The sequence below is a fragment of the Lentzea sp. NPDC054927 genome (assembly GCF_053610285.1).
Window position 1 is genome coordinate 93,623 of the sequence record NZ_JBSGXZ010000021.1, and the last position, 13,478, is coordinate 107,100.

The following is a 13,478-nucleotide window of genomic DNA, read 5'->3' on the forward strand; positions in this document are numbered from 1 at the left end:
TGCCGCTCAGGGAGATGTCACATGGCGAACGAACGATACGTTGTGAAAGTTGACAAGTTCCGCTGCGGTGATGAGTCAGGTGTGGACTGGTTCGGTTCGGACGAGCCGTACTGGGTGTTCACTGCCAAGACCGACAACGACCGGGCGCGGACAACTCGCTCTCAGGTGTTCAGCAACGTCGACTCAGGAGACGTGCGGCCGTTCAACACGGCGGACAACCGGAACGTTGTCTGGCCCGGCAATGGGGCAGCGAGCGGTGCAGCCGGCCCCATTGGCCTGTCAATCCAGTTGTGGGAGAACGACCAGGGTGACCCGGACAAGGTGCGTGCGGTCACCGAGACCACGCTGAACATCGCGGGTGCCGTCCTGCCGTGGGTCAACCTGGTTCCAGGTCTCGTCCGGGAGCAGATCATCGACCTGATCCGCGATGACGTGATGGGGTCTCACACCCTGCAGGTGCGCGCCGAGCGGCTTGCACGACTGTTGCCCAACGTCGGGGACAGCAGGCCGATGATCCTGCACTTCCACGGACGTAGCGGTGATCTGCCGTTCGACGTCGCCGGTGGGCCCGACTACGACCTCCACCTCAGGCTGATCCGCACCGCCTGACAACCGATGGCGATCGCGGTGCCGATCGACATCCGGCACCGCGGTCATCCCGGTCACGGCGGAGAAAGCCGCGGTGGGGACACCGGCGGGTTCCAGGCGAGTTGGCCCGGCTCGGCCAACGGTCTCGCAGGGAATCGCCTGTTCTCGTCCAGACGATCGATGACTTCTGGCCATACGCTCAGCAGGTCAGTTCGCGGTCGAGTGGCTGCTGTTCGCTGCCGACGCTGTCAAGGGCCGGGTTGGTCCTGAGCCCGCACTTCGACCTCAGAACCAGTCGACCACAGGTTCGGCCACTCTGGCACCAGTCGGCGGATTTCAGCGTCGCTCAGCACGTTGCCGGCCAGTTCAGTGAGCTCACGCCGGAGGCAGTCGATGCCCACGTGCCACAGCGTCACGAGACCGTGCTCACCGCCGGACAGGACATGTTCACCGTCCGGCGACCAGTCGAGGGCGTGGACTGCCTCGCTGTGCCGGAGTTCTTGTACGAGAGCACCGGTCGCCGCATCCCACACGCGGATGACGCCGTCCCGGCTGCCGGTGGCGACGAGCCTGCCGCTGGGGCTCCAACCAACGGCGAATGCCTCCCCGGCGAGCAACTTCGCGATCTGCGATTCCTCGGACGTGTTCCAAATTCGCGCGCTGCCGTCGCCGCTGGTGCTCACCAGCTGCTCGCCGGTGGGCGCCCAGGCGAGGCTGTGCACCCCGGCCGTGTGCCCGTCCAGTTTCACCAGCGCTTGGTCCGATCCCATGCGCCAGAGGTGCACCTTGCCGTCCCAGTCACCGACGGCGAGGAGCTCCCCGGTGTTGTTCCAGGCGACCGCGTCCAACGGTACGTCGTGCTCGATGCTGGCGATGACAACGCCTGTGTCGAGGGCGGTGACAAGCACGGTGCCGTCGTAGCTCGAGGTGGCGAACATCGTGCCGTCCGGGTGCCAGCAATTGTCCGTGACCCGATCGCGGTGCTGCGGAAAGCTGCCGATGAAGGCGGGCTCGACGGCGTCCACGACCCGGACCTCGCCCTGGAAGCCGCCGGTGGCGAGCAGCATGCCGTCGGGGTGCCAGTCAAGACACAGCACACCCATGTCAGCCATCAACGTGCCTTCCGCGTCAGCGACTTCGTAGTCCGCGAACGCCCGGACGCACACCGTTCCGTCACCACTGGCCCAAGCCGCACGGGACCCGTCGGCGCGCCAGCGGATCGAGCTGATCCAGCCTCCGCGTTGGTCGACGGTGCTGAACCGTCGCCGTCCCGGCAGGTGCGTGAGGCGGGCGGTGCCGTCGCCACTACAGGAGGCGATCCACTCACCGTCCGGGCTCCACCGCACCGAGGACACCCAGCTGCGGTGTCCCGGCGACGTGAACTCGAGCTGACCGGAGTCGAGGTCGAACACGCGGACGATCCCGTCCTCGCTGCCGGTGACCACGCGGCCGCCTGAGGGGTCCAGGTCGAGGCAGTAGGTGGGACTGGTGTGCACGGCAATGGTCCGCAAATGGTGTGCTTCGCCGACATTCCAGAGTCGGATGGTGCCGTCCTCGCTGGCGGTGACGGCACTGCGACCGTCTGGCAGCCATCTCACGGCTGGTACCGCGTCGGTGTGGCCGCGCAGCACGCTGAGCCGCCTCCCGGTCCGGGCGTCCCACAGCGCGGCGGTGCCGTCGTAGCTACCGGTCAGCACGCGCCTGCCATCGGGGTGCCATTCCACCGACCTGACCCATTCGGTGTGGCCTCTCAGCCGACGGCTGAGCAGTCCGCCCGCAACGTCCCAGATGCCTGCGGTGTTGTCCTGGCTGGCTGTTGCCAGTTGTCGGCCGTCTGGGCTCCAGTTGACCGCTGAGACCCAGTTGTCGTGCCCGGTCAGCACGGCCAGACCGACACCGCTGGCGGGGTCCCAGATCCGGGCGGTGCCGTCCCAGCTCCCCGTTGCGACTCTGGTGCCGTCGGGGCTCCAGGCGACGCACACCACGGGCCCGTCGTGACCGACGAGGATGCGCTCCGGCGTGCCGTCGCGCAGATCCCACAGTCGACCGGTTCCGTCGTAGCTACCGGTCAGCACGGTACGACCGTCCGGGCTGAACGCGATGGCGGACAGGCGGTCGGCGTGCTCCCGAAGGACGTGCCGGAGCCGCACTTCGTCCAACGCGGCGTGCACCGACTGGATCACCTCTGGGGTCTGCTCATCACCATCGGTCACCAGCGCAGCCAGCGCCAGCAGCACCGCCTGTTCAGGTGCCCGGCTCAACTCCGACAACGACGCCCGCGCCCAGCTTTCGGCCTGTATGCGACGGGCGAAGCGGCCACGTTCCTCGGCGGCCGCCGCCTCGCGGTCGGCGACCTCGACGCACGCGTCGAGAAAACGGCGGTCGACCGCGCCGATGTCGTGCGCATGCTGCCGAGCCCATTCCCGGAAGACGGCCAACCTGTTGCCGCGCAACAGATAGGACTCGTCGTGCCCGCCTCGGTCCCAGTCGTTGGCCAGCCGCTCGACCTCCGAGCGCATGCGCAGGCCGTCCTGCTCGTCGATGATCGCCTGGGACAACGGCGGCCACTGGCGCAGCAGCGCCTCGTGCGCCACCTCGACCAAGTCCTCCGCGCCGATCCGGTTGCTGGTGAGCAGTCTGGCGTCGACGAACAACTGCACAACGGAGTTCTCCGCCGCCGAAAGTCCGCGACGCCCGACCCGCCGGCGGGTGGGCTCGCCCGCCTCGTCGACGTTGACCAGTTTCAACAAGGTGGGCAACACGAGATGGCCTTGCTCCCTGCGGTGCAGTTCCTCGGTGAGCCGGTCGGCCTGGCGTTGCAGCGAGCCGATCACGCCACCGACTGCCTCGTAGGACTCCGTGGTCACCAGCCGGTCCCGACCGGCACGGTGGTACAGCTGCTGGAGAGTCCATGCCAGCAGCGGCAAGGCGTCGCCGCCCGTGGTGTCCTCCACCATGCGCTGCACCAGACCTGGGGAGAAGTCCACGCCCGCCCGCTGCGCCGGGCGTTGGATGACCGCCGGCAACTGCGCTCGGCTCAACGGTTCGAGCAGGATCGTGTGATCGACGGCCGCAGCCAGTCCGGCTCGCTCGGGCGCGTCGGAGAGGAACTCCGCGCGCATGGTCCCTACTATCCACAATGGACTGTCTTCGTGCAGTGCTTCGCGCACTAGCGCCAGAAACTGTTCCTGCTCACGCGATCCGCTGCGGGTCACCAGTTCCTCGGCCTGATCGATCACGAGCAGGACGTCGCTTCTCCCCTCACCGACGGCCTCGCCGAGCTCCTGGGCGAACTCGACGAGGCGCTCAGCCCCGTCATCGAGGTGTCGGACCAGGTTCTCCAGGTCGTGCTGCTGGCCAGCAGCACGCAGTGCCGCCTGCAGGCTGCGCGCCAGGCTCCGCAGCGGGTGACGCCCCGGTTGCATCAACGGCAAGATCTTCCAGCGTCCGATCGACCGTTCCAGCCGGGGCAGCAAGCCCGCACGCAGCAGCGAGGATTTGCCACTGCCGGAAGGTCCAGCGATCATCACGAATCGACCGGGTCTGCGCAGCGGCGCATTCGACAACAACTCGACCAGGCGGTCCACTTCACGCTCGCGACCGAAGAACACCGCGGCGTCCTGCCGCTCGAACGGCTCAAGTCCGGGAAAGGGCGGCCGGGCCGGATCCCAGGCGAAGGCATCGTCCGGCCGGAGTCCCGCCCGGCGGAGTCCGTCCAGTAACCGGTCCAGCGCTCCAGTGCCGTCCTCCAAGTCGATCCACTGCACGTCCTGAAGCAGGCTCAACTCCGCGCCTGGCTCCAGACGGAGCGGGAAGACCGGACGGCCCATGGAACGGGCCAGACTCAACTCAGCGAAACACCACTTCGATTCCACCGAGGTGGTGCTGGCGAGGAAGACCACGCCATCGGCCTGCCGAAGCTGGCCGTACAGCTCGACTTCCCACTTGCGGCCGAGTGGAATACCAGCTGTCGGATCGAAGTCGAGGAAGACAGCCTGGTATCCCGCGTCACCCAGCCACCGACGGACCAGGCGCGCCGCGTCCTGGTCCCGGCTCGCGTGACTGAGGAACAAGGCAGTCATCGACCGTACTTCGGAGTTCGCCTCGGCTGCGTTAGCCGGTTGGCAGGGTTGTCAAACGAACGGCGTAACTCGGCGCTCTGACAGCCCACACCGGAACGTCGACAGGGCCGATCCAAGCGCTGGTGCCACGGCATCCGCCAATACCAACCAGAACGCACGGTCCGGCCAGGGACTGTGAGCCCGTTGTCTATACCTTGCTCGCCACCACCATGTAGTTCTCGGCCTCAGGGTTGAACGTGCTCATTTCCATCCGAAGTCCGACCCGGTGCAACTCGACCTCGAGTTCGTCGTATCGGTAGGGCCAGCACGACAGCAGTTCCGAGTGGACAAGAACCGACCCAGCCGCATCAACTTGCGCGACCGCAATCTCGATGTGGTGCTCCTCCTCCCAAAGCGGTGCAATCTCCCAGCGGTAGACCACGACGGCATCGCGACCGTTCCGGCGGACGAGTCGGTCACTGATGTCCAGTCGGGAACCTTTGGCTCTCACGAGTTCCCACGTGCGGGAGGTGAGCACCAAGCGCCCGCCACGGCGCAGAAGCCGTGACATCGACTCCAGAGCAGCAACCCTGCCTCTCGCGCCGACGGCATGGTGCAGCGAGTTGCCAACGCAGAACACCATGTCGAAGGTGACGTCATCGAAATGGTCGGGCAACTCTTCCCAGTCTGCCCGCACTGTCCGAACAGATGCCCCGAACTCCTCTGACAACTCCGCAGTCCGACGAACCATCGCTTCGCTGGCGTCAGTTGCGACAACCTGGATGCCAAGACCGGCGAGGCCGACCGCCAACTGTCCGGTTCCGCACGAACAATCGAGGACGTGGGCGTTCGACGGCAGGAGACTGAGGACATCATCAAACGACGCAGCGAACTCGGCCGGAGCCAGCTTCGCATCGGAGATGAGCCACTCGTACACCTCGGCAAGCGCGTCATAACCCGTCACAACTACGACCTCCGTCACGCGGCAGACTCACGGTCGCAGATCAGTACATCAGCGGAGAAGTCGGTTCACCAATGGTTTCGCAGGGCAACCGTCTAGTCAGGTTCGGGCGACACGTGTCGTTCCAGGGAACCACCTTCCACGGGAAGGCGTCGTTCAAGGGCGCGGTGTTCGCCGGCAGCGCGGACTTCCGCAACGCCGAGTGGATCAGCGAAACCGCGACCGCCGAGTTCCAGGACACTGTCGTCGAGAATCCAGAAACGACGAGCCCGGAAGTGGATGCGAGCTCAAGCATTTGGCCTGACGGATGGTGCCTCGACACCACAGGCGACCATGCCACCTTGAAGCGGAGTTGATCCGTAAGCCCGGCCGGCCATCAGCGCCCACTCATGCCGACGACAGGATGTCCCGGCGGCGATCGTGGCCCTCTCTCCGGGACTGGACGGCACCCGCACGGACGAGAACAGGGACACCAAAGACGGCGTCGACCGTTCTTCACCCGTGAGAACTTCGAGCCCACCATCGCGATGTATCTTGCCGGCGAGAATCCGCACCAGGGAACTGGTCAGTCCCGCGCTGTTCCGTGACCTGGCCGGCTTCCCGCCGATACTGTCGAAGTCACCAGGTGGAATCGCGACGCACACACTTGCGGGGTGGCTTTCCGGACGGAGATCCGGAGGCTCGACGTGACCGACAACCGGGGGTGTGGCGATCACCTTGCTCCAAGGTCAAGAGCCGGGTTCAGCGACGCCGGCCGAGTCCAGGTCGACATGCCCGCGACCGGACGACCTGAGATGCCGGTCGCGGAGCTCGTCGGCAAGCGCGGAGCGGGACGCGTGCAACGACGCCAGGAGCCGCAGCCGGTCCGCGTCAGCGCTGCCCGGCTCGGAGGTGAACACCAGCATGACCGGTCCGGGGTTGCCAGGCAGCGGATAGGTGTCCCAGTCCAGGACGATGTCGCCCACCTCGGGCACCCGGAAAGTCTTGGCTCCGCTCACCGACTCGCGAACGTCGTGGCGGGCCCACAACCGCTGGAACTCGGCGCTGCGGATGCTCAGCTCGCCGACGATCGCGGCGGCGCGGGGGTGGGTGGGGTCGGTGGCGACGGCGGCGCGCATCATGCCGATGTAGTCCAGCGCCTGCTTCTCCCAGTCCGAGCAGCTCTTCTGGTCGGTCCGCGCGTCGTCGAACAACAGCAGGAGCATGTTGAGCCGGTCCGGCGGGTAGTCGCCCGGATCGCCGAGCAGCGCCTCGGCCATCGGATTCCAGTCGAGCAGGTCCAGGTGCCTGCCGAGCACGACCGCCGGGGTGTCCATCACCCTCAGCAGCCGGCGTGTGCTGTCCGGCACCCGCTTCGGCTCACGGTTCACCGGGGCGCCAGCCGGCCGGCGGGCGGCGTGGCCCAGGGCGAACAGGTGCCGGCGTTCCTCGTCGCCAAGGCCGAGCGCGCCGGCGAGCGCCGCCAGGACGTCGTCGGACGGGCGGACCTCGCGACCCTGCTCGATCCGCTGGTAGTAGTCGGTGCTCAGCCCGGCCAGCAGAGCCATCTCCTCGCGCCGCAGCCCGGTGACCTTGCGCCGGCCGCCCGGTTCCAGGCCGACGTCGTGCGGACGCAACCGGGTGCGCCGGGCACGCAGGAACTCACCGAGCTCGCGAGCGTAGGGACGAGGACTGCTCATGCCACCAGTGTGTCTGCTCCGCGGGTGCCCAAGGTAGGCCTCGCAGACCCAGGCAACCAAGGACGACCGAGCCGGCCCGGACAACTCCTAACGTCGTCGGCACAGTGCACCGACACCCTCCAGGAGCAGCAGATGACCGGATGGACCGCCGACCACATCCCCGACCAGCACGGTCGTATCGCCGTCGTGACCGGCGCAAACTCGGGCCTCGGCCTGGTCACCGCCACCGAGCTGGCCCGCCACGGCGCCCACGTCGTCCTCGCTGTCCGCGACACCGCCGCCGGCGAGCAGGCCGCCCGCCGGATCGACGGCGACACCGAGGTGCGCGAGCTGGACCTGGCCTGCCTCGACTCGGTACACGCGTTCGCCGCCAAGCTGGCCGTCGACCACCCCGCGATCGACCTGCTGGTCAACAACGCCGGCGTGGTCCTGCTCGGCCCGCGCCGCACCTCGGCCGACGGCTTCGAGCTGCAGTTCGCCACCAACATGCTGGGCCACTTCGCCCTGACCAGCCTGCTGCTCGACAACCTGGCCGCGGCGCGGGAAGCCCGCGTGGTCAGCCTCAGCTCGATCACCCACAAGACCGCGCACCTCGACTTCGACGACCTGCTGTCCGAACGTGGCTACCGGGCCACCACCGCCTACGGCAGATCCAAGCTCGCCACCACGATCTTCGGCCTCGAACTGGACCGCCGCCTGCGTTCCGCCGGACTGCCGATCATCAGCGTGCTGGCCCACCCCGGTCTCACCCGGACCAACCTGACCCCGCGCGCCTGGGAACACCGTGGCCGGCCAGGGCAGGTGATCGCGCGGCTCGGCCTGCTGGCCACCCAGTCGGTGCAGCGGGGCGCGCTGCCGCAGTTGTACGCCGCGACCGCGGCCGGCGTGCAGGGTGGCCAGTTCTTCGGGCCGGCCGGCCTCGGGGAGACGCGCGGCCGCGTCACCGAGGCCCGGCTCAACCGGGACGCGGCCGACCCGGCCATCGGCAGGCGACTCTGGGCAGCGGCCGAGGAACTGACCGGCATCAGCTACCTCTGAAACCCAGGTACCCAGGGGCCGGCCAGCACGCCGGCGGCTGTCCCGACCGCGGAGGCGCACTCCTGCCATCATCGAGGACAGCTGCGGCGTCCAACCGTTCGTGTTCGATGTCCTGTTGCCCACACTCGAACGGGTCCGCGACACCGGACTCACCGCCACGACAGTCATGGCCGCACTCTCATGCCGCAGGTCGTTCGCTCATGCCGATGTCAGGACGGCGATGTGCCGTTCCTGTTGCGCTTGGCAGCCGATCCCTCGGTGCCCCGCCGGGGCGAACTGTTCGATCTGGTGCTGGCGGCCGCTGCCCTGTCACGTCTTGACGAGAACCCGAGCGGCAGGCCACCACTTACGTGAGCTCCAGCAACCCCCGGCGCACTGCCTCGGAAACGGCCGCCGCCCGGTTGTCGACACCCAGTTTCCGGTAGACGCGTACCAGGTGCGTCTTGACCGTGGCCTCGCTGAGGAACAGCGACTGAGCGATCGAACGGTTGCTGTGACCGTCCGCCATCAACCGGATGACTTCCTTCTCGCGCTCGCTCAACTCCAGCGGAGGTGTGACCACTCGGCCGACCAGGTGCCCGACGACCTCGGACGCGAGGCCGATGCCCCCGGTGGCGGCCTCGCGCACGGCGCGGAAGAGTTCCTCTGGCAGTCCCGCTTTGAGCACGTAGCCGCGCGCACCGGCCTGCAACGCGCGGACGACATCGGCGTGTCCGGAGTAGCTGGTCAGCATCACCACCGCCGTGCCGGGCAGTTGGGCGGTCAGCAGGCGGACTGCCTCGACCCCGTCGATGCCGTGTTCCGCGTTTCCGAACCGCAGATCCATCAGCACGACGTCGGGCCTCAGGCCGACAGCAACCCGCACGGCCTCCTCGCCGCTGCCCACCTCTGCGACGACGTTGAAGTCGGGTTCACCTTCGAGCAATGCCCGCAGCCCGGCTCGCACGACCGTGTGGTCGTCGGCGATCAGCAGGCGCAACGGGGTGACGGTCATGAGACCGCTGCAGTCAGGAGAGGAACGGCGGCCACGATCCGGGTGCCTCGACCAGGTGCGCTGTCGATGTCGAGGTGTCCCCCGCACTCGAGCAGCCGGGCCTTCGCCGAGTGCAGGCCGAAGCCTCTGCCCGTTCGGGACACCTCACCGGCGAGCTCGAAGCCGGCGCCGTCGTCGCGCACCTCCAGCTCGACGCGCTCCTGCTGTTGGCGAAAGACCACCGTCACGGTGGTGGCGTGCGCGTGTTCGCGCACGTTGGCCAGCGCGCTCTGCGCCACGCGGAACAACGTGGTGGCGACCTGTTCGTCGAGGCCGGGACGGTGCGGCCCAACGGCGCGAAACTCGACGCGCTCGGCGGTCTCGTTCTGCCGCGCGCGGTCGCACAGCAGGCGCAGCGCGCCCGCGAGTCCGGCGTCGGTGATCTCGGGCGGCGTGAGGTCGGTGATGATGCGCCGGGTCTCGGCGAGACCCGCGCTCAGACCGTCGGCGACCATGCGGACCTGGGTGCGCGCGACGTCCGGCTGCCCCTCCCAGTTCCGTTCGGCCGCCTGCAGCAGCATCACGCCGCCGGACAGTTCCTGGGCGAGTGTGTCGTGCAGATCCCGGGCGATGCGGGTGCGTTCCTCCAGCACACCAGCCCGGTGCTGTTCCCGCACCAGCACGTCGCGCGTGCCGCGCAACTCCTCCACGAGGCGCTGCCGCTCCTCGGCGTCCCGTTGTTGGGCCCAGTACAGGGCCACGGTGCCCCACACCGCCACCAAGGGAATCAGCACGACCTCGGCGTCGAACCCGCCGGTGGCCCAGACCAGCCGGGCGACCAGCACGGTGGTGATCGCTCCGACCGCGACCAAGGCCCCACGGTGGCCGAGCACGCGCAGGACCGCACACGCCAGCGGCACGGCGCACCAGACGTACGCAACGGTCAGGAACGGCGGGGTGAGCGCGAGAAGCGCTGCCCAGAGCAGGATCAGCGCCACCACCCAGCCGTGCCTCGCGAGCGGGCTGAGCCTGGCGCACAGTGTCATGCCTGCCGCGTACACGGCGGCGAGCGCCGAGCTGATGGTCACGATCTGCCAGCACAGTGCGACGTTCAGGTCCACGAGCCGGACCGTCGCGGCGCAGACGATGATGAAGAACACGAGCTGCGGAAGGTATTCGAGAACCATCCGGCGTCGATGTGCCGACAGCGGAGGCCGGGCGGACCCGCGGTCGGACAAAGCAGCCCCCGGGGATTGTTGCTCCACTTAGGACCAGCGAAGCCCCAGTGTATCCACCCGCGGTGTGACCGATGTGAAGGGCGAGGGCCACGTTCAGCGGCCCTCGCCCTTCACCATCAGGCGCCGGGACGCAATCCGGGCCATCCGGGCGTGGGATCGCCCTTGACCTCACCGAAGTACAACGCGAAGGTCTGCTTCCAACGCTCCACCTCGGCGCGGTCGGCCATGAATCGCGGGAAGCCGTCGACGTGCGCGTTCGGGTACTTCCAGATGGGCTTCAGGCCGGCCGGCGGGGTGACGTCCGTACGCACCGACCAGCCGTTGAACGACGCCTGCTGCTGGGCGAGGGACAACTGCCAGTTCAGGTACAGCTTGGCGGCGGTGGGGTTCTTGGCCTGCTTGAGAATCGCGGCCCGCTGACCCCAGGCCATGAACGGATGCCCGTCGGCCGCCACGAACCTCAGCGGCGACGACGGGGGCGCCACCAGTGAGCCGGCACCGCCGATGCCGATGGCCTTCTGCCCGGCGACGACCGCCTCGCCCGGCGAGTTGCTGCCGCGGGCGAACCGCACGTCCTGAGCCGCCAGCTTGGCCACCCAGTCCCAGCCGTAGGTCTGGGCGTAAAGCGCATAGAGGTAGAGCACGGCGTCGTCGTCGTGCGGATACGACGAGGCGATCTTGCCCTTCCACTTCGGGTCGACGAGGTCGAGGGGCGTGCGCGGCGCGTCCGAACCGACGGCCGCGGGCCCGTACATGAAGCTGAAGGCGATCGCCGCGACCGCGACCCAGGCGCCCTCACGATCCTTGAAACCGTCGTACACCTTCGAGAACCCGGCGGGCCTGTAGTGCAGCAGGCGCCCCAGTGCCTTCCATCGCACGAAGTCCTGCAGGGTCTGCAGCTGCACGACGTCCGGCACGACGGTGCCGGTGGCGAACTGGTTGTCGAGGCGGACGTCGTGGTACTTGCTGTAGTCCACGATCAGCGTCAGGTCGATGCCGGGGAAACGGGCCTTGAACGCAGCCTTCGTGCCGTCCTGCTGGGTCGGGGTGTCGCCACCGGCGTAGATGGCGAGCTTGCCGCCTTCCCTGAGCGCGGCCTGGTAGATCTCGTCAAGCGTCCTGTTCTCCTCGGGCCCGGCGATCTGCGGTGTCCCGACGGCTTCCGCTGACGCCGCAGAACTGCCGAAGGCACCGAGGCCGAGCGCTGCGCCGGCACCTGCGGCAAGGACACGTCGTCTGCTGAGCGAGCTCGACACGGTGAAACCTTTCTGTCCCAGGGTCAGCCTGTTCGACGATGCCAATCATGTTGCGGTCGAAAGATCTCCGCGTCATCCGTGCGGAGCGTCACCGCACAGCGGAGGATCGAATCCTCGTTCAACCGAACGATTGAACGAGGAACGCCCAGCAGGTCGGCCGCCGGACATCAGCGAGTCGGGAATGAACCCACAGTGGCCGCATGTTGACACGGCGGTTGGACGCTCCTACCCCGGAAGAGGCAAGTCCATGATGTCCTCGCCGATCACCATGCGCGCCGTCCAGCTCTCCGCCCCCGGCCCTGTGGACAACCTGCGGCTGACCACCCTCCCGCTCCCGCCCGAGCGTGACGGCTGGGTGCGCATCCGCGTCGAGGCGTTCGGGCTCAACCGCTCGGAGCTGAAGCTCCGGCTGGGTCTGGGCGAGGGCGTCAGCTTTCCCAGGGTGCCGGGTATCGAGGCCGCCGGCACCGTCGACGCGGCCTCGGACGGCAGCGGGTTGGCTCTCGGGCAGCGTGTCGTCGCGATGATGGGGAACATGGGGCGTACCTACGACGGCGGCTATGCCGAGTACACCTCGGTGCCACTGTCGCAGGTCATCCCCGTCGACACCGACCTGCCATGGGAGATGCTGGGCGCCCTGCCGGAGATGGTGCAGACCGCCTACGGCTCGCTCACCGTCGGCCTGGACCTCAAGCCCGGTCAGACCGTGCTCATCCGCGGCGGAACCTCCTCGGTAGGTCTGGCCGCCGCCGCGCTGGCCACATGGCGCGGCGCTACGGTGCTGTCCACCACCCGGCGGCCCGAACGCCTCGCACTGCTGAAGGAGCACGGCGTCCACCACCCCCTGCTCGACACCGGCGAGGTCGCGCCGGCCGTGCGCGAGCTGTACCCGGAGGGCGTCGACGCCGCCCTTGATCTCGTCGGCACGCCGACCCTGCCCGACACTCTGCGCGCGGTGCGCGTGCACGGCACGGGTTGCTTCGGCGGCAGCCTGTCCAACCAGTGGACGGTGCGGGAGTTCTCCCCGAACGAGTACCTGCCGAAGGGCGTGCGCCTGGCGGGCTACTTCGGCGACGCCACCGACCTGCCTCGGGAGGCATTCCAGGAGATCCTCGACGCGATCGCGGCTGGCGGGCTGGCGTTCCCCGTGGACCGTGTCTACGACGGCCTCAAGCAGGTGTCACAGGCCCACGACGACATGGAGCACGACCGCGCCACCGGCAAGCTCGTCGTCCGCGTCCGGCACTGAGGCCTGGAATCGCAGGCCGCTCTGACCACCGGGATGAGAGGCATGGCTGACGCGAGCTGAACAGCATTTCGTCATCGACGCGGAGCGGCTCGGGCAACGGTGGTGCTGGCCCCATGCCCGTTTCTGTTGGCGAGACAGCGGTGCTCGTCGGCCCTGATCCTGGCTTGGAGACGACTCTCGCCTGACGACGAGGTCTCCACTCGGTCATGTAGTTGCAACGGCCACCCGACGGCAACCGCATCAGTCCGATTGGCGACAGGCCGAGCCAACTGAGCCGTGACCGATGGAGTCGCGCTCCAAGCTGCCAGAACGCGCCCCTGCGGCTCGCGTAGTCGCCCAGCCTCCGCGTCGACTGGAATTTACCCGCAGAAGGCAGCACGGCGAGACCTCGAGGGTGTGTACTGACAGGTGTCTGCCTCGGGCGGGCACGGCCCG

At 68.2% G+C, this 13,478-nt stretch carries 10 protein-coding genes; 4 read left to right on the top strand and 6 right to left on the bottom strand.

Annotation, left to right across the window (positions count from 1 at the left end; genetic code table 11):
* The first annotated feature begins 42 nt into the window (after window positions 1-42).
* Entirely contained in the window at window positions 43-609 is a 567-nt protein-coding gene (locus ACWGE0_RS25980) for a hypothetical protein (RefSeq protein WP_452263498.1), read from the top strand.
* Window positions 610-836: 227 nt separating this feature from the next.
* Here the strand turns inward: ACWGE0_RS25980 and ACWGE0_RS25985 are convergent, their stop codons facing one another.
* Both ACWGE0_RS25985 and ACWGE0_RS25990 read right to left on the bottom strand, forming a co-directional pair.
* The gene (locus tag ACWGE0_RS25985) at window positions 837-4,670 is read right to left on the bottom strand and encodes an nSTAND1 domain-containing NTPase (protein WP_452263499.1); all 3,834 of its coding nucleotides are present in this window, start codon (window positions 4,668-4,670) and stop codon (window positions 837-839) included.
* Window positions 4,671-4,857: 187 nt separating this feature from the next.
* The gene (locus ACWGE0_RS25990) at window positions 4,858-5,613 is read right to left on the bottom strand and encodes a class I SAM-dependent methyltransferase (RefSeq protein ID WP_452263500.1); all 756 of its coding nucleotides are present in this window, start codon (window positions 5,611-5,613) and stop codon (window positions 4,858-4,860) included.
* A gap of 113 nt (window positions 5,614-5,726) precedes the next feature.
* On the opposite strand from ACWGE0_RS25990, the gene ACWGE0_RS25995 reads away from it, so the two are divergent.
* The gene (locus ACWGE0_RS25995; RefSeq protein WP_452263501.1) at window positions 5,727-5,966 is read left to right on the top strand and encodes a pentapeptide repeat-containing protein; all 240 of its coding nucleotides are present in this window, start codon (window positions 5,727-5,729) and stop codon (window positions 5,964-5,966) included.
* Window positions 5,967-6,338: 372 nt separating this feature from the next.
* Here ACWGE0_RS25995 and ACWGE0_RS26000 read toward each other — a convergent pair whose 3' ends face one another.
* Window positions 6,339-7,289, bottom strand: a complete 951-nt coding sequence (locus ACWGE0_RS26000) for a helix-turn-helix transcriptional regulator (RefSeq protein ID WP_452263502.1) — start codon at window positions 7,287-7,289, stop codon at window positions 6,339-6,341.
* A gap of 132 nt (window positions 7,290-7,421) precedes the next feature.
* Between ACWGE0_RS26000 and ACWGE0_RS26005 the strand changes: the two genes are divergently transcribed.
* The gene (locus ACWGE0_RS26005) at window positions 7,422-8,327 is read left to right on the top strand and encodes an oxidoreductase (RefSeq protein ID WP_452263503.1); all 906 of its coding nucleotides are present in this window, start codon (window positions 7,422-7,424) and stop codon (window positions 8,325-8,327) included.
* A 346-nt stretch (window positions 8,328-8,673) separates the two neighbouring features.
* Here ACWGE0_RS26005 and ACWGE0_RS26010 read toward each other — a convergent pair whose 3' ends face one another.
* From ACWGE0_RS26010 to ACWGE0_RS26020, 3 genes are all read right to left on the bottom strand, one after another.
* Window positions 8,674-9,321 carry a response regulator gene (locus ACWGE0_RS26010; protein WP_452263504.1) on the bottom strand — a complete coding sequence of 216 codons (648 nt, stop codon included), beginning with the start codon at window positions 9,319-9,321 and terminating at the stop codon, window positions 8,674-8,676.
* Window positions 9,318-10,487, bottom strand: coding sequence for a sensor histidine kinase (locus ACWGE0_RS26015; protein ID WP_452263505.1), 1,170 nt, complete (start codon window positions 10,485-10,487; stop codon window positions 9,318-9,320). Before ACWGE0_RS26015 ends, ACWGE0_RS26010 begins: the two co-directional genes overlap by 4 nt.
* Window positions 10,488-10,654: 167 nt before the next feature.
* Entirely contained in the window at window positions 10,655-11,794 is a 1,140-nt protein-coding gene (locus ACWGE0_RS26020) for an ABC transporter substrate-binding protein (RefSeq protein ID WP_452263506.1), read from the bottom strand.
* A 247-nt stretch (window positions 11,795-12,041) separates the two neighbouring features.
* On the opposite strand from ACWGE0_RS26020, the gene ACWGE0_RS26025 reads away from it, so the two are divergent.
* Window positions 12,042-13,043, top strand: coding sequence for a zinc-binding dehydrogenase (locus ACWGE0_RS26025; RefSeq protein WP_452263507.1), 1,002 nt, complete (start codon window positions 12,042-12,044; stop codon window positions 13,041-13,043).
* Window positions 13,044-13,478: the final 435 nt, after the last annotated feature.

Excerpts from the sequence above, each read along its gene's own strand:
- ACWGE0_RS25985 (WP_452263499.1), bottom strand. The coding sequence starts at position 4,670 with ATGACTGCCTTGTTCCTCAGTCACGCGAGCCGGGACCAGGACGCGGCG.
- ACWGE0_RS26000 (WP_452263502.1), bottom strand. The coding sequence starts at position 7,289 with ATGAGCAGTCCTCGTCCCTACGCTCGCGAGCTCGGTGAGTTCCTGCGT.
- ACWGE0_RS26005 (WP_452263503.1), top strand. The coding sequence starts at position 7,422 with ATGACCGGATGGACCGCCGACCACATCCCCGACCAGCACGGTCGTATC.
- ACWGE0_RS26010 (WP_452263504.1), bottom strand. The coding sequence starts at position 9,321 with ATGACCGTCACCCCGTTGCGCCTGCTGATCGCCGACGACCACACGGTC.
- ACWGE0_RS26015 (WP_452263505.1), bottom strand. The coding sequence starts at position 10,487 with ATGGTTCTCGAATACCTTCCGCAGCTCGTGTTCTTCATCATCGTCTGC.
- ACWGE0_RS26025 (WP_452263507.1), top strand. The coding sequence starts at position 12,042 with ATGATGTCCTCGCCGATCACCATGCGCGCCGTCCAGCTCTCCGCCCCC.